The organism is Pseudomonas sp. S2_B10, assembly GCF_054668425.1.
Genome location: NZ_CP162768.1, coordinates 1,536,509 through 1,553,881, shown reverse-complemented (window position 1 = coordinate 1,553,881; position 17,373 = coordinate 1,536,509). Strand labels below are relative to the sequence as shown.

Below are 17,373 nucleotides of genomic sequence, written 5' to 3'. Positions count from 1 at the left end.
TTTATCGCAGCAGGGGAACAAGTCGTCAGCCTAGCGGCTGCTCAGTCACTGGGCAATCCACGCTTGCGCAGATGCGCCACCAAACGTTGCTGCAACTGGTGCAGATGCGGCAGATACAACTGATGGCGCTCGGCGACTTTGCAGGCGTGGCCCAATAGATAGCTGATTTCGGTGCGGCGCTGGTTGGCGACGTCCTGATACATCGAAGAGTAATTGGCGGCGGTGGCGTGGATCACTCGTTCGACTTCCGCTTGCAGATTGTCCGCCGCAGCGGGTTGGCCGCAGCGTTCGAGCAGTTCGGTCAATTCGGCACAGAGTGTGGCAAGTTCGCAGTGATGCTCGCTCAGCCCGCCGTTGCGGCAATCGTGGAGCACGGTCAGCGGGTTGATCGCGCAGTTCAGCGCCAGTTTGCGCCACAGGCGGGTGAGGATGTCAGCGCTCCATTCATGGGGGATGTTCGCCGCTTGCAGGTCGTCCAGCCAGACCGGCGCCAGCGGATTTGCGCCATCGCCCAGCCAGTTGAAACCGTGACCGGCAAACACCACGCGCCAATCGCCATCGCGGAACGCGCCCTCGGTGCTGGAGGCGCTGATGCAGCGCGCTTGCGGCACGCGCGCGGCGACGGCGTCCTGACTGCCAAGGCCGTTTTGCAGGAGGATCAGTTCGGCGTCCGGAGCGAGGCGGGAAGCGAGGCGGGCGACGGCCTCTTCGGCGTCATAGGCCTTGCACGCAACCAGCAATCGGCGAATCGGCTCGGGGCTGTCCGGGGTTTCGCCGGGAACTGCATAGGTATGAGCTTGTCCGTTTTCTACCAGGGTCAAGCCGCCCACTGCCTCGTAGCTGTGCAAACGCGCCGCATCGCGCAGGATCAGTTGCACAGGCAAGCCGGCCCGGGCCAGACGTGTCGCCCAGAGTGTGCCGAGGCTGCCGGCGCCGAGTACGTGCCAGGTGGTCGACATCAGTTTTTTGCTCGATTGCTTGCAGGCATGTGCGGCTCGCCGTATCGGTAGGAAAAGACCCGTTATAATGAGCCCGATTTTAACCGCAAGCCAAGCGCGCTCCATCCACATCGAGCGCGCCTTTTTATTGGAGAGATTACATGCCGTCGTTCGACGTGGTATCCGAACTGGACAAACACGAACTCACCAACGCGGTCGAGAACGCCGTGAAGGAACTCGATCGTCGTTATGACCTGAAAGGCAAAGGCAGCTTCGAGTTCAAGGAAAAGGACCTGACCGTCAGCCTTACCGCCGAAGCTGCTTTCCAGCTCGAAGCGATGATCGAAATCCTCAAGCTGGCGCTGACCAAGCGCAAGATCGACGTGCAGTGCCTTGAGGTCAAGGATGCTTACGCTTCCGGCAAACTGATGAAGCAGGACGCCATCCTCAAGGAAGGCATCGACAAAGAGCTGGCAAAGAAAATCGTCGGCCACATCAAGGAGGCCAAGCTCAAGGTTCAGGCCGCCATTCAGGGCGAGCAGGTGCGTGTCACTGGCAAGAAGCGCGACGATTTGCAGGAAGCCATCGCGGCCCTGCGTGCCAAGGAATTCGGCATGCCGCTGCAGTTCAACAACTTCCGCGACTAAGCTTGGTCTGAAGGCTATGTGGGAGCGAGCCTGCTCGCGAATGCGGTGTTTCATTCAGCGAAAAGTTGACTGACACGCCGCATTCGCGAGCAGGCTCGCTCCCACAGTTGTTTGTGAATACACCCCGGGAAGCCGGAAATCAGGAGATAGAACATGGATTTGAATGCGGAAGTGGACCACCTGGTCAAGGCGTCCCAGGCGTGGATCCCGATGATCATGGAATACGGCAGCCGCGTACTGCTGGCAGTGATTACCCTGGCGATCGGCTGGTGGCTGATCAACAAGGTCACGCAGAAACTCGGCGGTCTGCTGGCTCTGCGCAATGCCGATCTGGCCCTGCAAGGCTTTATCAGCAGCCTGGCCAATATCATTCTCAAGGTGCTGCTGATTGTCAGCGTCGCGTCGATGATCGGCGTCGAAACCACCTCGTTCGTCGCGGCCATCGGTGCTGCGGGTCTGGCGATCGGTCTGGCCCTGCAGGGCAGCCTGGCCAACTTCGCTGGCGGCGTGCTGATTCTGCTGTTCCGCCCGTTCCGTATCGGTGACTGGATCGAAGCCCAAGGTGTAGCGGGTACCGTCGACAGCATTCAGATTTTCCACACCGTGCTGCGTACCGGCGACAACAAGACCATCATCCTGCCCAACGGCAACCTGTCGAACGGCATCATCACCAACACCAACCGTCAGCCAACCCGCAAAGTCGTGTTTGATGTCGGCGTGGATTACGAAGCGGATCTGCAGAAGGCCCGTCAGGTGTTGCTGGATCTGGCCAAAGATCCCCGCGTCATGCAGGACCCGGAGCCACAGGCAGTGATTTCGACATTGGGTGACAGTTCGATCACAGTTTCCCTGCGTGTCTGGGTTAAAACTGCGGATTATTGGGACGTGATGTTCATGTTCAATGAACAGGCGCGTGATCGTTTGAAGGCTGCGGGCATTGATATTCCATTTCCGCAGAGGGTTATACGTGTAGTGCAGGAATCTGCCACGCAGTAAGCGTCTTTGAAGTTGGCTTGGCAGTCAGCAACTAATATAGAACCCGAGCAGTGTGCACACTCTCGGGTTTTTTATCGGCGCGATGAAACTATGCTGGCTAATAAGTAGCTAGCTAATGTTTGTCTTTTTGGTTAGTTATTCATCCATAAAAAAACCGCCCACCTGATTCAGGCGAGCGGTTTTGTTAGAGCAGAGCTCTACAGTACGTCAGCTTCGCATCCTTATTAGAGGATGTTCAGTGGGTACTCGATGATCAGACGGGTGTCGTTGTTATCAGACGAGTAACCGCTGTAGGCACCGTTGGAGCGGTACATGGCGTAACGCAGACGGAACGACAGGTCTTTGGCCGGACCTTCCTGAACCACGTACTTGGACTCGGCGTTCCACTCGTTCTCTTTACCTTCACCCAGACCGTTGGTGGTGATGTGGTCACCCATTACGTAACGGGTCATGAAGCTCAGGCCAGGTACGCCGTAAGTTTTCATGTTCAGGTCGTAGCGAGCTTGCCAAGAGCGCTCGTCGCGGCCCACGAAGTCGGAGATCTGAATGGAGTTGGCGACGAAAATGGTGCTGTTGCCGTCAACGCCGTAGTAGTAAGCGTTGTCACCGCTGGAACGCTGGTGAGCGAGGGTGAATTTGTGAGCACCGATGCTGTACGCAGCAGCCAGGGACCACAGGTTGTTGTCTACACCGGTGGTGCCATCGCCAATTGCGTCAACCAGATCACCGCGGCTGTCGCCTTTGGTGTGGTAGCCGTTGAAGTCGAAGTTCAGCGACTGCTCGTCGTTGATCGGCAAGGTGTAGTTGAGGTTGACGTAGTACTTCTTGAAGTAGTCGTCAGCGTCGGAAGCCGCCAGTGCACCGGTGAAATTGTCGGTGAACGAGTAGCTGGCGCCAAAAATGTTGATGCTGGTCAGGCCTTTGCCGCCATTGCCATCTTCATCCGGCAGACCACCGATGCTGTCGCGGCCCATGCCGGTTTGCTTGCTGAGGGCGGTGAAGCGACCTGCGCTCAGTTCCAGACCTTTGATCTCTTTGGAAGTGATCAGGGTACCGGTGGCGACTTCTGGCAGCAGACGGCTGTCGTCAGTGGCGAAAACCGGGCTGGCAACGAATTGCTGACCGTATTTCAGAACGGTGTCGGATACACGGAATTTGACTGCGCCGCCGACCTTGCCCTGGGATTTCTCAGGGTTGCCATCGCTGTCGTTGGCGAACAAACCGTTACCACGACGACCCGAACCGCCGTCCAGTTTTACCGAACCCATGGCCATGGCGTCGAGACCGAAGCCTACGGTGCCTTGAGTGAAGCCCGACTCGTAAGTCAGCAGTTGGCTGAGACCGCTATCCTGGCGATAGCCACTTTTGAAAGTGCCGTCACCGTTGGAAACGTTGCCCGCGCCATTTTTGTAGTCGCGGTTCATGTATTCGAAACGAGTCTTCAGTTTCAGGCTCTGATCTTCCAGGAAACCTTTGGCTTCATCTTGAGAAGACGCCATTGCGAACTGCGAGGTGCCTGCTGCAACAGCCAGGGCGATCATGCTCCACTTCATCACGCGCATCGTGATTTGCTCCTTTGGTTTTTAGAAGAGTACTGCCGTCCCACCTGTTTTATTATCTGGGCGGCTCTTTCTTTTTGTGTCGGCGCAAACTTATATCACGCCGACATTGTTGGCGATACTTGCGAAATCAACCTTTCAGCTTCTTTACGGCGTTGTCGCAAAAGGAGCGCTGGATGTCGCAAATTCACAGTACCGATGCAGCCGGACTGACAACTTTATCGCTGTTTCCGGGCCTTTTTTGCATCGCTAAAAAAGAGTCCCTGGCAAAACACTTGAATCTCCATCGGGCAACCCTGCCACTGTTTTTATTGGCTTCAAGCGACCACTTCCAGTGGTGCGCTTATAGTCCATACGGTTACTAATGCAACAAGCGTGCACAAACCGCGAAAACGCTGCGGTTATTTTTCTATGGGCCGCTCGCAGATGTGAAAACCGTGTGAAAACGGGGCTCCGGAGCCTTTTTTGCTGCGGGCTTGACGAGGTTCTCCCAATGGTGTTGCAGCGTACCCAGGGTGCGCAGGACAGCAAAAAACGTTACCGGTTCACCCCTTACTGAGTATTTAGCGGATGCCCGACCCAGTGAGCGTAGTCGTGTTGTGCAGTTTTGGTGCAAAAAAATTATGAATCCAGCCTTGGCCAATCTGGCGGCGACTGACCTGAGGTACGGCAGATCAAGGATTTTCGTGCAGCTCTTCACGTCAAGGCTCATGTCGGGGCCTGTGTTGGTGCGCGGCCGGGATAAATGTTTCATGTCGGAGCGCCTGACGATTTACTGCTGGCAGCGGCGTGAAGCTCGCTGCATTCGCAGGTATGCTGCCGTTCTGTCGCTTGGCGCGCTGCTTCGAATGGGCCGCCGCTAAGCTGAGTTAGAGGATCAGCGGGAGTGCTCACAGTGTTTGCTTTGGATTCACGACTTCAACAGGACGCCCTGGTCATCGGCGACTTTCCGTTGTGCCGGCTGTTGCTGTCCAACGACAGCAATTACCCTTGGTTCATCCTGGTACCTCGTCGCGAGGATATAAGCGAGTTGTTTCAGTTGGATGTCGCCGATCAGCAGCAACTGTGGCAGGAAACCACCACCCTTGCCGAGTTACTCAAGGATTCGTTCGACGCCGACAAGCTGAACGTGGCAACCCTGGGTAACGTTGTCAGCCAGTTACATATGCATGTGATCGTGCGTAAGCGTGACGATGTCGCCTGGCCGGCTCCGGTCTGGGGCAGGCACCCGGCCAAGCCGTACAGCGCGGAACAGGTAGCAGCCATTCGCGAGCGCTTGCGTCTGGTGCTGACCGATGAATTCACTTTTTTGGAGGGCTGAGTCATGAGCCTTGAGGGACGCGTAACCGATCTGGAAAGCCGTCTGGCCTTTCAGGATGACACCATTCAGGCTTTGAACGATGTGCTGGTGGCCCAGCAGAAAGTCATCGAGCGCCTGCAATTGCAGATGGAAGCGCTGATCAAGCGTCACGAAGAAATGGTCGGGCAGTTCGGTGCTTTTGAGGAAGATGCACCGCCGCCGCATTATTGAGCCATTCGGCAGGCATAAAAAAACCGCGAACAGTCAGGCTGCTCGCGGTTTTTTTGCTTTGGATCAGCGACGCGGCAGGGCGGCGATCACGTCCTCGGCTTGCAGGCCCTTGTCGCGGTTCATTACCGAGAACTCGACGCGCTGGCCTTCGACCAGGACGCGGTGGCCTTCGCCACGAATGGCGCGAAAGTGCACGAAAATATCATCGCCGGAGTCCCGGGAGATAAACCCGAAACCCTTGGAAGTGTTGAACCACTTCACGGTGCCGGTATCGCGATTGCTCATGTCATAGGTGGTCGGCGCAGCGGCCGGTGACGATTTGTAGAAGCTCACGGCCAGATGCAGCAGCACGGCAACCAGGGCGATCACCAGACTGAACAACACCGCCGGCTGGCCAGCGATGACCGGCATTGGTGCGATCAGCGTCAGGGTTTGCAGGACGACAGTCAGCACCAGCAGGGCGCTGACCAGATTTTGCAGATGCTGGCGCGGGCCTTTGTTCCAGTACGGAATCACTGGAGCGATGACCAGGTTCAGCAGGCCGAAAAAGGCCAGGTAAAGTGCATCGGGCTGTTGCAGGTAAGGAACGGCTTCGGCTTTCAGGCTGGGTATGAACGACAGCAGCAAGGCTGCTGCGCCCATTAGCAGGTGGACGATTTTCAACATTTTGATTGGCTCACGTTATGACGGCTCACAAGGAAGAGCTGAAGGCGCACGGTTCGCTTCAGGACAAAATAAGAGGCGGTGGACACGTACACGGCATCAGCCTATGCGCAACACCCCGGAAAATAGGGCATGGCGACACACTGCCTATTTAACAGCAAAGCCTGCGGCTACTCAAATCAGCCCGGCCAGCGGCAGAAAAACGGTCGATTTGTCGCAGTCTGACCACGGATTCATAGCTGCGAGCCGGCTCTTGCCTTGCTACAGTGGGACCGAACCTGCTGGATGAATTCAATCACTGTTAGGGGGCAAGCATGGCAATTGATATCGGTATCAGTGAAGAAGACCGCAAATCCATCGTCGAAGGGCTGTCGCGACTGCTGTCGGACACCTACGTGCTGTATCTGAAAACCCATAACTTCCACTGGAACGTCACTGGCCCGATGTTTCGCACGTTGCACCTGATGTTCGAAGAGCAATACAACGAGCTGGCGCTGGCCGTCGATTTGATCGCCGAGCGTATCCGTGCGTTGGGCTTCCCGGCGCCGGGTGCCTACGCGACCTACGCGCGTCTTTCTTCTATTAAAGAAGAAGTCGGTGTGCCGAGCGCCGAAGACATGATCAAGCAATTGGTCGAAGGTCAGGAAGCGGTGACCCGTACCGCGCGCGGCATTTTCCCGCTGCTGGACAAGGTCAGCGACGAGCCCACCGCTGACCTGCTGACCCAGCGCATGCAAGTGCACGAGAAAACTGCGTGGATGCTGCGCGCACTGCTCGAGGAATGATCCAGGCGCTGCGGACGGCGTGAGGTCGTCCGCATGCTCTCCAGACTCTTACCGTTGTCGTTGGCTTATCCTACGAGGCTGGTCAACAAGTCGTATGGCGCTAACTTTGTCACTGGGTTTTTATGAAGGCGCAGGATGTTGCCTTATAAATCAGCAGTCATGGCAAAGGAGTGTCAACGCTATGGTAGAAGGAGACAGGCGAAGCGACAGGATGTCGGCTTCGCGGCATGTAATAAAGGTCGATCCGTTTGTCAGCGAGTTCGACATGAATCTGATCCGGCCGCTGTCGCGGTCGATTCGCCTCAATGGTTTTGCGACCTGCCTGCGACTCGAGCAGGTCTACTGGAACATCCTCGGCGGCATGGCCGAGGACAATCATTGCTCGATCAGCACACTGCTATCCCACGTTGATCGTGAGGTGCATCTGCGTTACGGCGGAGTGAAGAATTTCAGTGCGCTGGTGCGGGTGGTTTGCGTCATGAACGGGATCAAAGATCTCGCACCCGCAGTTTCGCGCTGAAACGGCGGTTGCAACGAGGTTGCGGGCCGTGCAGCGTTACGGCTGCACAGCCCGCATTTAATCGATATAATCCCGCGCTTTCGCCGCAAAGCCCTGCGCGCGGCAGCAATCTGATCGCCGAGACACCTCCATGCCAATGTACGATTACCTATGTGCTTCCTGTGGTCATCAGTTGGAAGCCATTCAGAAGATCAGCGACGCACCGTTGGTCGATTGCCCTGCCTGCCAGGCGCCCGAACTGAAGAAGCAGCTGTCCATGCCGGGTTTTCGCCTCAGCGGCAACGGTTGGTACGAGACCGACTTCAAGACCGGAGCCAAGAAGAATCTGGCCGGTGGCGACAAAGCTGACTAGGGTTCAAACCCTGAACGAACGACACGCGTGAGTTTCCGCCCTGCTTGATGGCGGCGGGATCTCCACCGAATTTCGAATTACGAGAAGCGAACCACACCATGATGCGCAGCCACTATTGCGGCCAACTGAACGAAAGCCTGGAAGGCCAGGAAATTACCCTTTGCGGATGGGTTCACCGTCGCCGCGACCACGGCGGGGTGATTTTCCTCGATATCCGTGATCGTGATGGTCTGGCTCAGGTGGTGTTCGATCCGGATCGCGCCGAGAGCTTCGCCGCCGCCGACCGCGTGCGCAGCGAATACGTCGTGAAGATCACCGGCAAGGTGCGTCTGCGTCCGGCCGGCGCGACCAACGCCAACATGGCCTCGGGCATGATCGAAGTGCTGGGTTATGAACTGGAAGTGCTGAACGAGTCGGAAACCCCGCCGTTCCCGCTCAACGAGTTCTCCGACGTCGGCGAAGAAACCCGCCTGCGCTATCGCTTCCTCGACCTGCGTCGTCCGGAAATGGCCGAGAAGCTGCGCCTGCGTTCGCGCATGACCACCAGCATCCGTCGCTTCCTCGACGAGAACGGCTTCCTCGACGTCGAAACGCCGATCCTGACCCGGGCCACTCCGGAAGGTGCGCGTGACTATCTGGTGCCGAGCCGTACCCACGCCGGTTCGTTCTTCGCCCTGCCGCAATCGCCGCAGCTGTTCAAGCAACTGCTGATGGTCGCCGGCTTCGACCGTTACTACCAGATCGCCAAGTGCTTCCGTGACGAAGACCTGCGTGCCGACCGTCAGCCGGAATTCACCCAGATCGACATCGAGACCAGCTTCCTCGATGAAAAAGAGATCATGGGCCTGACCGAGCAGATGATCCGCAACCTGTTCAAGGAAGTGCTGAACCTGGAGTTCGGCGAATTCCCGCACATGACCTTCGAAGAAGCCATGCGCCGCTACGGTTCGGACAAGCCGGACCTGCGTATTCCGCTGGAACTGGTTGACGTTGCCGACCAGTTGAAAGAAGTCGACTTCAAAGTCTTCAGCGGCCCGGCCAACGATCCGAAGTGCCGCATCGCCGCACTGCGTGTTCCAGGCGGGGCGAGCATGCCGCGCAAGCAGATCGACGACTACACCAAGTTCGTCGGCATCTACGGTGCCAAGGGCCTGGCGTACATCAAGGTCAACGAGCGTGCCGCCGGTGTTGAAGGTCTGCAATCGCCGATCGTGAAGAACATCCCGGAAGACAAGCTCAACGTGATCCTCGATCGCGTTGGCGCAGTCGATGGCGATATCGTGTTCTTCGGTGCCGACAAGGCCAAGATCGTCAGCGAAGCCCTGGGCGCGCTGCGTATCAAACTCGGTCACGACCTGAAGCTGCTGACCTGCGAGTGGGCGCCAATGTGGGTCGTCGACTTCCCGATGTTCGAAGAGAACGACGACGGCAGCTTCTCGGCGCTGCACCACCCGTTCACTGCACCGAAGTGCACCCCGCAGGAGCTCGAAGCCAACCCGGCCGGCGCACTGTCCCGTGCGTACGACATGGTCTTGAACGGCACCGAGCTGGGCGGCGGTTCGATCCGTATCCATCGCAAGGAAATGCAGCAAGCGGTATTCCGTCTGCTGGGCATCAATGAAGCGGAACAGGAAGAGAAGTTCGGCTTCCTGCTCGACGCGCTGAAGTACGGTGCACCGCCGCACGGTGGTCTGGCCTTCGGTCTGGACCGTCTGGTGATGCTGATGACCGGCGCCCAGTCGATCCGTGAAGTGATCGCCTTCCCGAAAACCCAGAGTGCTGCCGACGTGATGACGCAGGCTCCGGGCGTAGTGGATGCCAAGGCATTGCGCGAGCTGCACATTCGCCTGCGCGAAACGCCAAAGGCTGAGTAAGACGGGCCTGAAGGCGCATCTTCGGATGCGCCTTTTTTCTTTCTCAGGTCGAATTTTTCAATTGCCGGCCGCTGCCTCGGCGGGGCGGGCAAGGTTTCAAAGAGCATTCGGAGCAAGTTATGGCAGGTCATTCCAAGTGGGCAAACATCAAGCACCGCAAAGAACGTCAGGATGCCAAGAGGGGCAAGATCTTCACCAAGTGGATCCGTGAACTGACCGTTGCGGCCCGTCAGGGTGGCGGTGATCCGGGTTCCAACCCGCGTCTGCGTCTGGCTCTGGACAAGGCGTTGAGCGCGAACATGAGTCGCGACATCATCGACCGTGCCGTCGCGCGCGGTGCCGGCGCCACTGAAGCGGACAACGTTGAAGAACTGACCTACGAAGGTTACGGCCCGGGCGGTGTGGCGGTGATGGTCGAGTGCATGACCGACAACCGCAACCGCACTGCGGCGGCTGTGCGTCACGCGTTCAGCAAGTGTGGCGGCAACCTCGGCACCGATGGTTCGGTGGCGTATCTGTTCGAGCGCAAGGGCCAGATCAGCTTCGCTCCGGGCGTCGATGAAGACGCACTGACCGAAGCGGCACTGGAAGCCGATGCCGATGACGTGGTCACCCACGAAGACGGTTCGATCGACGTGTTCACCTCGTTCACCGGTTTCTATGCGGTGCGCAACGCGCTGGAAGCGGCCGGGTTCAAGGGCGATGATGCGGAAATCGTCATGCAGCCGACCACGAGCGCCGAGCTGGATCTGGAAGGTGCGGAGAAAGTGCTCAAGCTGATCGACATGCTTGAGGACCTGGATGACGTGCAGAACGTCTACTCCAACGCGGACATCCCGGAAGACGTCGCCGCTCAGCTTGGCTGATAAGCGACTAGTCTTCCTTGTGGGAGCGAGCCTGCTCGCGAAAGCGGTGTGTCATTCAGCACCTGTATCTGCTGACATACCGCCTTCGCGAGCAGGCTCGCTCCCACATTTGCTATTGGCTGTCAGGTAAATCGTTTTATGAATCTGCAGGCGTTATGACTCTAATCCTTGGTATCGACCCCGGTTCGCGCATCACCGGTTACGGGATCGTTCGCGATACCGGGCGGGGTGGCTGCATCTATGTGGCCTCGGGCTGCATTCGCACCGGCTCCGGCGAGCTGCATGAGCGTCTGCAGATCGTCTATCGCGGCGTGCGCGAAATCATCAAGACCTACGGCCCGGTGACCATGGGCATCGAAAAGGTGTTCATGGCGAAAAACGCCGACTCGGCGCTCAAGCTCGGGCAGGCGCGCGGCGCTGCGATTGTCGCCGGCGCCGAAGAGTGTCTGGAAATCGCCGAGTACACCGCCACGCAAGTCAAACAGGCGGTGGTCGGCACCGGTGCGGCCAATAAGGAGCAGGTGCAGATGATGGTCATGCACATGCTCAAGTTGACCAGCAAGCCGCAGATCGACGCCTCCGACGCCCTCGCGATTGCCATTTGCCATGCGCACACGCGCTCAAGCCTGCTGCCGCACGGGCTGGGAACCGCACGCAGTCGTGGCGGGCGCCTGCGTCTCTGATAGCATCAGCATCAATTTTCTCGAAAGTGACTTCGCGGTGCCTGTGTTGTCGGCGCGCAAGCCACCTTCAATCGTCGCCAGCCCACGGCTGGCCAGCGCTCAAGGATTCAAAACGTGATTGGACGCTTGCGCGGCACCCTGGCTGAGAAACAGCCGCCGCACCTGATTCTCGATGTGAACGGCCTTGGCTATGAGGTGGAAGTGCCCATGACCACCCTTTATCGTCTGCCGTCGGTCGGCGAACCGCTGACCCTGCACACCCATTTGGTCGTACGCGAAGATGCGCAATTGCTCTATGGTTTTGCCGGCAAGCGTGAGCGAGACTTCTTTCGCGAGCTGATCCGTCTCAATGGCGTCGGACCGAAACTGGCGCTGGCGTTGATGTCGAGCCTGGAGGTCGACGAGCTGGTGCGCTGCGTGCAGTCTCAGGACACTTCGGCGCTGACCAAGGTGCCGGGGGTTGGCAAGAAAACCGCCGAGCGTTTGCTGGTGGAATTGAAAGATCGCTTCAAGGCCTGGGAAACTTCGCCGGCGATGTTCGCGCTGGTGCCGAATCAGCCGGACGGCCCGGCGCCGGTCAACAGTGCCGAGACCGATGCGGTCAGCGCGTTGATCTCGCTGGGCTACAAGCCGCAGGAAGCGAGCAAGGCGATTTCCGCGATCAAAGACAAGAACCTGAGCAGCGAAGACCTGATCCGCCGCGCTCTGAAGGGAATGATTTAAGTGATTGAAGCTGATCGTCTGATCGCCGCCGCGCACAGCCCGCGCGAGCGCGAAGAAGTCCAGGATCGGGCCATCCGCCCGGTCAGCCTGGCCGACTACATTGGCCAGCCGACCGTGCGCGAGCAGATGGAGCTGTTTATCCAGGCCGCCCGTGGCCGCAGCGAATCCCTCGATCACACCCTGATCTTCGGCCCGCCGGGGCTGGGCAAGACCACGCTGGCGAACATCATTGCCCAGGAAATGGGCGTGTCGATCAAGAGCACCTCCGGGCCAGTGCTGGAACGCCCGGGTGATCTGGCCGCGTTGCTGACCAATCTTGAGCCGCACGATGTGTTGTTCATCGACGAAATCCATCGTCTGTCGCCGATCGTTGAAGAAGTGCTGTATCCGGCGATGGAAGATTTCCAGCTCGATATCATGATTGGCGAGGGGCCGGCGGCGCGCTCGATCAAACTGGACCTGCCGCCTTTCACTCTGGTCGGCGCCACCACCCGCGCCGGCATGCTGACCAATCCGTTGCGTGATCGCTTCGGTATCGTCCAGCGCCTGGAGTTCTACAGCACGGCGGATCTGGCAACGATCGTCAGTCGTTCGGCGGCCATTCTCGGTCTGCCGCTGGATCCGGAAGGTTCGTTCGAGATCGCCCGTCGCGCCCGTGGCACACCGCGAATTGCCAACCGTCTGCTGCGGCGGGTGCGCGATTTCGCTGAAGTACGCGCCAAGGGCCACATCACCAAAGCGGTGGCGGATCTGGCGCTGAACCTGCTGGACGTCGATGAACACGGTTTCGATCACCAGGACCGGCGTCTGCTGCTGACCATGATCGAGAAGTTCGACGGCGGCCCGGTCGGTATCGACAGTCTGGCGGCGGCGATCAGTGAAGAACGCCACACCATTGAAGACGTGCTCGAACCGTATCTGATCCAGCAGGGCTACATCATGCGCACGCCACGGGGCAGGGTAGTGACGCGGCATGCCTATCTGCATTTCGGTTTGAATGTTCCGTCACGCATGGGCGAGATGCCCGTGGCAGACGAGTTTCTGGACGCCGTCGACGATTGATACACATTTGTTGGTGATTTATTCAGGGTTTGTACTGTCAGACGACGGTACTTTTGCGTTAAAGCTTTGAAACCACGAAAAACAGTTGTCTGGCCGGATTGGCAACCTGAGGAGTAAGCACTAGAGTATGCGCGCGCAAAACGGGCTTGAGCCGTTCGCACATCGTTGTCGCGTTTATTACGAGGACACCGATGCGGGCGGCATCGTGTATTACGTTAATTACCTCAAGTTTATGGAACGGGCTCGAACCGAGCGGCTACGGGAACTGGGTTTTGCCCAATCTGTGCTTGCCGGAGAGGACCTGTTGTTCGTCGTGCATTCCAGCGAAGCGCGCTACTACGCGCCGGCGCGACTGGATGACGAACTGCTGGTAAGCGCTGATGTAATCGAATTGAACCGTGCCAGCCTGCGCTTCAAACAGCAGGTCAGGCGGGCCACGGATAATGTGCTGCTCTGCGAAGGGCAGTTTTTGGTGGCCTGCGTGCGCACCGACAGTTTGAAACCCCGGGCCCTTCCCGAAGACCTGCGTGCGGCCTTCGCCGACGCGGTCGGCCCGGGTACACACTCAAAGCAGGAGATAAAGCGTGGAAGCTAACGTCGTCGACCATTCCTCCATGTGGAGCCTGGTCAGCAATGCCAGCATCGTGGTGCAGTTGGTAATGTTGACCCTGGTGGCCGCATCGGTGACCTCATGGATCATGATCTTTCAGCGCAGCAATTTGCTGCGTGCCGGTCGACGTGCCCTGGAGAGCTTCGAAGAGCGCTTCTGGTCGGGTATCGACCTGTCCAAACTGTACCGTCAGGCCGGCAGCAACCCTGATCCGGATTCGGGCGTGGAGCAGATCTTCCGTGCCGGCTTCAAGGAATTCTCCCGTCTGCGTCAGCAGCCAGGTGTCGATCCTGAAGCCGTGATGGAAGGTGTCGCCCGTGCCATGCGCGTGGCCATCTCGCGCGAAGAAGAGAAACTCGAGCAGAGCCTGCCGTTCCTCGCCACCGTCGGTTCGGTCAGCCCGTACATCGGTCTGTTCGGCACCGTGTGGGGGATCATGAACTCCTTCCGTGGTCTGGCCAGCGCCCAGCAAGCGACGCTCGCCACCGTTGCCCCGGGTATCGCCGAAGCCCTCATCGCCACCGCGATCGGCCTGTTCGCTGCGATCCCGGCGGTCATCGCTTACAACCGTTTTGCTGCGCGCAGCGAAACCTTGCTGGGCCGCTACTACACCTTCGCCGATGAATTCCAGGCGATCCTGCACCGCAAAGTGCACACCAGCGAAGAATAAGCAGGTATTTCCCGATGGCTTTAATCGCTCGAGCTCGCAAAAAGCGCAAGCCGGTCGCCGAGATGAACGTGGTGCCCTACATCGACGTGATGTTGGTGCTGCTGGTCATCTTCATGGTGACCGCGCCGATGCTCAATCAGGGCGTGAAAGTTGATCTGCCCAAGGTTTCCAGCGAAGCCTTGCCGCAGGACAACAACACTCAGGTCCTGACCATTTCGATCAAGGCTGACAAGACCTACTACTGGAACCTTGGCAGCGAAGTCGACACCGAGAAGCAACAGGACAGGGCCATGACCCTGCCACAGATGACGGACGCGGTGACCAAGATCATCCGCGCCGGCACCGAGGGCGGCAAACGCACCCAGGTGTTCATTCGTGGTGACAAAACTGTCGACTACGGCGCCGTCATGGGTGCCATGGGCGGGTTGCAGAAAGCCGGGGTCGGTAACGTTGGTCTGATTACCGAGGCCCCCTGATGCAGCAACAGCGAGAGCCGTCCGCCTCGGAAAGCTACTTCTGGCCTAGTGTTCTGGCAATCGTCCTGCACGTGCTGGTTTTTGGCATGCTGTTCGTCAGTTTTGCCTTCACGCCCGAACTGCCGCCGGCCAAGCCGATCGTCCAGGCGACTCTGTACCAGCTGAAATCGAAAAGTCAGGCGACCACCCAGACCAATCAGAAGATTGCGGGTGAGGCGAAGAAATCCGCCGCGCGCCAGACCGAAGTCGAACAGATGGAACAGAAAAAGATCGAGCAGGAAGCGGTGAAGGCGGCGGAACAAAAGAAAGAGGAAGCGGCTCAAAAGGCCGAGGAAGCCAAGAAGGCAGACGAGGCGAAAAAAGCCGACGAGGCGAAAAAGGCTGATGAAGCCAAGAAAGCCGACGACGCGAAGAAAGCCGAAGCGAAAAAGGCCGAAGAGAAACAATTGGCTGATATAGCCAAGAAGAAGGCCGAAGACGAAGCGAAGAAGGCTGCTGAGGAAGAGGCGAAGAAGGCCGCTGCCGAAGAAGCCAAGAAGAAGATCGTCGAAGACGCGAAGAAGAAAGCCGCCGAAGACGCCAAGAAGAAAGCTGAAGCTGAAGAGGCGAAGAAGAAAGTCGCCGAAGACGCGAAGAAGAAAGCTGCTGCCGATGCTGCGAAGAAGAAAGCGCAGGAAGCGGCACGCAAATCCGCCGAAGACAAAAAGGCCCAGGCCCTGGCAGATCTGCTTTCCGACACGCCGCAGCGTCAGCAGGCCCTGGCAGATGAGCAGGGTGACGAAGTTGCCGGCAGTTTCGATGACCTGATTCGCGCTCGTGCAGCGGAAGGCTGGGCTCGTCCTCCTTCGGCGCGCAAAGGCATGACGGTCGTGCTGCAAATCGGCATGTTGCCGGACGGCACGGTGACTTCGGTCAGCGTCGCCAAGTCCAGTGGTGACGGTCCGTTCGATGCTTCGGCAGTCGCGGCAGTGAAGAATATTGGACGTTTGACAGAAATGCAGGGAATGAAGCCGAGCGATTTCGCTCCGTATCGTTCATTCAAGATGACATTCACACCTGAGGATCTAGCCTTGTGAGAAACCTTCTTCGAGGAATGCTGGTCGTGATCTGCTGCATGGCAGGGATCGCGACGGCAGATGAAAAGAACATTCTGGTCACCAGCGGCAGCGATCGGGCCACCCCGATCGCCGTCGTACCGTTCGGCATGCAGGGCGGCGCCGTGCTGCCTGATGACATGGCTGAAATCATTGGCAACGATTTGCGCAACTCGGGCTATTACTCGCCTATTCCGAAAGCCAACATGATCAGCCAGCCAAGCCAGCCGAGCGAAATCATCTTCCGTGACTGGAAGGCGGTGGGTGCTCAGTACATGATGGTCGGCAGCATCGCTCCAGCGGGCGGTCGCCTGCAGGTGCAGTGGGCGCTGTTCAACGTCGCCACCGAGCAGAAAGTGGCGGACGGCAGTGTTTCCGGTACGACCGACCAGATCCGTGACATGGCGCACTTCATTTCCGATCAGTCGTTCCAGAAGCTGACCGGCATTGAAGGTGCCTTCTCGACACGTTTGCTTTACGTAACGGCCGAGCGTTTTTCCGAGAAGAACACTCGTTACACGCTGCAACGCTCCGACTATGACGGCGCACGCGCAGTGACTCTGCTGCAATCGCGCGAGCCGATCCTGTCGCCGCGTTTTGCACCGGACGGCAAGCGTATCGCCTACGTGTCGTTCGAGCAGAAGCGTCCGCGTATCTTCATGCAGAACATCGACACCGGTCGCCGTGAGCAGATCACCAACTTCGAAGGCCTCAACGGCGCGCCAGCCTGGTCGCCGGATGGCAATCGCCTGGCGTTCGTGCTGTCGAAAGACGGCAACCCGGACATCTACGTGATGAACCTCGGTTCGCGTCAGATCAGCCGCGTAACCAATGGTCAGGGCATCAATACCGAACCGTTCTGGGGCAAGGATGGCTCGACCATCTACTTCACCTCCGACCGTGGCGGCAAGCCGCAAATCTATAAAACCAGCGTCGGTGGCGGTGGTGCCGAGCGTGTGACGTTCGTGGGCAACTACAACGCCAACCCGAAACTTTCGGCTGATGAAAAGACTTTGGTGATGATTCATCGTCAGGATGGCTTCACCAATTTCAAGGTGGCAGCTCAGGATCTGCAGCGAGGTAGTGTAAAGATCCTCACTGATAGCACTCTGGACGAGTCACCTACTGTTGCGCCCAACGGCACCATGGTAATCTACGCCACCCGCCAACAGGGCCGGGGAGTCTTGATGCTCGTGTCCATTAATGGACGCGTGAGGCTCCCGCTTCCTACCGCTCAAGGCGAAGTCAGAGAACCGTCCTGGTCCCCTTACCTGAAGTGAGCGGGCGCTACACGTTTTACTTAACACACTGGGGTTCATTAGGA

At 58.3% G+C, this 17,373-nt stretch carries 20 protein-coding genes; 17 read left to right on the top strand and 3 right to left on the bottom strand.

Annotation, left to right across the window (positions count from 1 at the left end; all coding sequences use genetic code 11):
• Positions 1-41 precede the first annotated feature (41 nt).
• A complete protein-coding gene (locus AB4O45_RS06900) occupies positions 42-959 on the bottom strand; it encodes a putative 2-dehydropantoate 2-reductase (RefSeq protein WP_460161233.1) in 918 nt (305 codons plus the stop codon).
• Positions 960-1,099: 140 nt separating this feature from the next.
• Here AB4O45_RS06900 and AB4O45_RS06895 point away from each other — a divergent pair, with 140 nt between their 5' ends.
• Positions 1,100-1,585, top strand: coding sequence for a YajQ family cyclic di-GMP-binding protein (locus tag AB4O45_RS06895; RefSeq protein ID WP_016773491.1), 486 nt, complete (start codon positions 1,100-1,102; stop codon positions 1,583-1,585).
• A 153-nt stretch (positions 1,586-1,738) separates the two neighbouring features.
• Positions 1,739-2,581, top strand: coding sequence for a mechanosensitive ion channel family protein (locus AB4O45_RS06890; RefSeq protein WP_016773492.1), 843 nt, complete (start codon positions 1,739-1,741; stop codon positions 2,579-2,581).
• A gap of 224 nt (positions 2,582-2,805) precedes the next feature.
• Here AB4O45_RS06890 and AB4O45_RS06885 read toward each other — a convergent pair whose 3' ends face one another.
• Positions 2,806-4,143 carry an OprD family porin gene (locus tag AB4O45_RS06885; RefSeq protein WP_016773493.1) on the bottom strand — a complete coding sequence of 446 codons (1,338 nt, stop codon included), beginning with the start codon at positions 4,141-4,143 and terminating at the stop codon, positions 2,806-2,808.
• A gap of 892 nt (positions 4,144-5,035) precedes the next feature.
• Between AB4O45_RS06885 and AB4O45_RS06880 the strand changes: the two genes are divergently transcribed.
• Together AB4O45_RS06880 and AB4O45_RS06875 are read left to right on the top strand one after the other, a co-directional pair.
• A complete protein-coding gene (locus AB4O45_RS06880) occupies positions 5,036-5,461 on the top strand; it encodes an HIT family protein (RefSeq protein ID WP_056787907.1) in 426 nt (141 codons plus the stop codon).
• Between the two features lie 3 nt (positions 5,462-5,464).
• On the top strand, positions 5,465-5,671 hold the full coding sequence (locus tag AB4O45_RS06875) for a SlyX family protein (RefSeq protein ID WP_041479795.1): 207 nt from the start codon (positions 5,465-5,467) through the stop codon (positions 5,669-5,671).
• Positions 5,672-5,734: 63 nt separating this feature from the next.
• Here the strand turns inward: AB4O45_RS06875 and AB4O45_RS06870 are convergent, their stop codons facing one another.
• On the bottom strand, positions 5,735-6,337 hold the full coding sequence (locus tag AB4O45_RS06870; protein ID WP_016773496.1) for a cold-shock protein: 603 nt from the start codon (positions 6,335-6,337) through the stop codon (positions 5,735-5,737).
• Between the two features lie 311 nt (positions 6,338-6,648).
• Here AB4O45_RS06870 and AB4O45_RS06865 point away from each other — a divergent pair, with 311 nt between their 5' ends.
• The 13 genes from AB4O45_RS06865 to tolB all read left to right on the top strand — a co-directional run bounded on the left by AB4O45_RS06865 (position 6,649) and on the right by tolB (position 17,329).
• Positions 6,649-7,119, top strand: a complete 471-nt coding sequence (locus AB4O45_RS06865) for a Dps family protein (RefSeq protein ID WP_041479794.1) — start codon at positions 6,649-6,651, stop codon at positions 7,117-7,119.
• A gap of 181 nt (positions 7,120-7,300) precedes the next feature.
• The gene (locus AB4O45_RS06860) at positions 7,301-7,639 is read left to right on the top strand and encodes a ribbon-helix-helix domain-containing protein (protein ID WP_024014091.1); all 339 of its coding nucleotides are present in this window, start codon (positions 7,301-7,303) and stop codon (positions 7,637-7,639) included.
• 130 nt (positions 7,640-7,769) lie between these two features.
• Positions 7,770-7,991 carry an FmdB family zinc ribbon protein gene (locus tag AB4O45_RS06855; protein ID WP_056787910.1) on the top strand — a complete coding sequence of 74 codons (222 nt, stop codon included), beginning with the start codon at positions 7,770-7,772 and terminating at the stop codon, positions 7,989-7,991.
• A 98-nt stretch (positions 7,992-8,089) separates the two neighbouring features.
• Positions 8,090-9,865 (top strand): aspartate--tRNA ligase, encoded by a 1,776-nt coding sequence (gene aspS / locus AB4O45_RS06850; protein WP_041479793.1) that lies wholly within the window; start codon positions 8,090-8,092, stop codon positions 9,863-9,865.
• A 119-nt stretch (positions 9,866-9,984) separates the two neighbouring features.
• Complete coding sequence (locus tag AB4O45_RS06845) at positions 9,985-10,731, top strand: YebC/PmpR family DNA-binding transcriptional regulator (RefSeq protein ID WP_024014089.1); 747 nt, start codon at positions 9,985-9,987, stop codon at positions 10,729-10,731.
• Between the two features lie 155 nt (positions 10,732-10,886).
• Entirely contained in the window at positions 10,887-11,414 is a 528-nt protein-coding gene (gene ruvC / locus AB4O45_RS06840) for a crossover junction endodeoxyribonuclease RuvC (protein WP_016773501.1), read from the top strand.
• Between the two features lie 114 nt (positions 11,415-11,528).
• Positions 11,529-12,137 carry a Holliday junction branch migration protein RuvA gene (gene ruvA / locus AB4O45_RS06835; RefSeq protein ID WP_024014088.1) on the top strand — a complete coding sequence of 203 codons (609 nt, stop codon included), beginning with the start codon at positions 11,529-11,531 and terminating at the stop codon, positions 12,135-12,137.
• Positions 12,138-13,199 (top strand): Holliday junction branch migration DNA helicase RuvB, encoded by a 1,062-nt coding sequence (gene ruvB / locus AB4O45_RS06830; protein ID WP_024014087.1) that lies wholly within the window; start codon positions 12,138-12,140, stop codon positions 13,197-13,199. It begins immediately after the preceding gene.
• Positions 13,200-13,326: 127 nt separating this feature from the next.
• Complete coding sequence (ybgC, locus tag AB4O45_RS06825; RefSeq protein WP_150637475.1) at positions 13,327-13,794, top strand: tol-pal system-associated acyl-CoA thioesterase; 468 nt, start codon at positions 13,327-13,329, stop codon at positions 13,792-13,794.
• Complete coding sequence (gene tolQ / locus AB4O45_RS06820) at positions 13,784-14,479, top strand: protein TolQ (RefSeq protein ID WP_008080223.1); 696 nt, start codon at positions 13,784-13,786, stop codon at positions 14,477-14,479. The genes ybgC and tolQ overlap by 11 nt, the downstream gene beginning before the upstream one ends.
• 23 nt (positions 14,480-14,502) lie before the next feature.
• The gene (gene tolR / locus AB4O45_RS06815; protein ID WP_160767866.1) at positions 14,503-14,955 is read left to right on the top strand and encodes a protein TolR; all 453 of its coding nucleotides are present in this window, start codon (positions 14,503-14,505) and stop codon (positions 14,953-14,955) included.
• Positions 14,955-16,031 carry a cell envelope integrity protein TolA gene (tolA, locus tag AB4O45_RS06810; protein WP_016773505.1) on the top strand — a complete coding sequence of 359 codons (1,077 nt, stop codon included), beginning with the start codon at positions 14,955-14,957 and terminating at the stop codon, positions 16,029-16,031. Before tolR ends, tolA begins: the two co-directional genes overlap by 1 nt.
• A 17-nt stretch (positions 16,032-16,048) precedes the next feature.
• Positions 16,049-17,329 carry a Tol-Pal system beta propeller repeat protein TolB gene (gene tolB, locus AB4O45_RS06805; RefSeq protein ID WP_164488347.1) on the top strand — a complete coding sequence of 427 codons (1,281 nt, stop codon included), beginning with the start codon at positions 16,049-16,051 and terminating at the stop codon, positions 17,327-17,329.
• The last annotated feature ends 44 nt before the right edge of the window (positions 17,330-17,373 follow it).

Excerpts from the sequence above, each read along its gene's own strand:
- AB4O45_RS06900 (WP_460161233.1), bottom strand. The coding sequence starts at position 959 with ATGTCGACCACCTGGCACGTACTCGGCGCCGGCAGCCTCGGCACACTC.
- AB4O45_RS06895 (WP_016773491.1), top strand. The coding sequence starts at position 1,100 with ATGCCGTCGTTCGACGTGGTATCCGAACTGGACAAACACGAACTCACC.
- AB4O45_RS06890 (WP_016773492.1), top strand. The coding sequence starts at position 1,739 with ATGGATTTGAATGCGGAAGTGGACCACCTGGTCAAGGCGTCCCAGGCG.
- AB4O45_RS06885 (WP_016773493.1), bottom strand. The coding sequence starts at position 4,143 with ATGCGCGTGATGAAGTGGAGCATGATCGCCCTGGCTGTTGCAGCAGGC.
- AB4O45_RS06875 (WP_041479795.1), top strand. The coding sequence starts at position 5,465 with ATGAGCCTTGAGGGACGCGTAACCGATCTGGAAAGCCGTCTGGCCTTT.
- AB4O45_RS06870 (WP_016773496.1), bottom strand. The coding sequence starts at position 6,337 with ATGTTGAAAATCGTCCACCTGCTAATGGGCGCAGCAGCCTTGCTGCTG.
- AB4O45_RS06865 (WP_041479794.1), top strand. The coding sequence starts at position 6,649 with ATGGCAATTGATATCGGTATCAGTGAAGAAGACCGCAAATCCATCGTC.
- AB4O45_RS06860 (WP_024014091.1), top strand. The coding sequence starts at position 7,301 with ATGGTAGAAGGAGACAGGCGAAGCGACAGGATGTCGGCTTCGCGGCAT.
- AB4O45_RS06855 (WP_056787910.1), top strand. The coding sequence starts at position 7,770 with ATGCCAATGTACGATTACCTATGTGCTTCCTGTGGTCATCAGTTGGAA.
- aspS (WP_041479793.1), top strand. The coding sequence starts at position 8,090 with ATGATGCGCAGCCACTATTGCGGCCAACTGAACGAAAGCCTGGAAGGC.
- AB4O45_RS06845 (WP_024014089.1), top strand. The coding sequence starts at position 9,985 with ATGGCAGGTCATTCCAAGTGGGCAAACATCAAGCACCGCAAAGAACGT.
- ruvC (WP_016773501.1), top strand. The coding sequence starts at position 10,887 with ATGACTCTAATCCTTGGTATCGACCCCGGTTCGCGCATCACCGGTTAC.
- ybgC (WP_150637475.1), top strand. The coding sequence starts at position 13,327 with ATGCGCGCGCAAAACGGGCTTGAGCCGTTCGCACATCGTTGTCGCGTT.
- tolA (WP_016773505.1), top strand. The coding sequence starts at position 14,955 with ATGCAGCAACAGCGAGAGCCGTCCGCCTCGGAAAGCTACTTCTGGCCT.
- tolB (WP_164488347.1), top strand. The coding sequence starts at position 16,049 with ATGCTGGTCGTGATCTGCTGCATGGCAGGGATCGCGACGGCAGATGAA.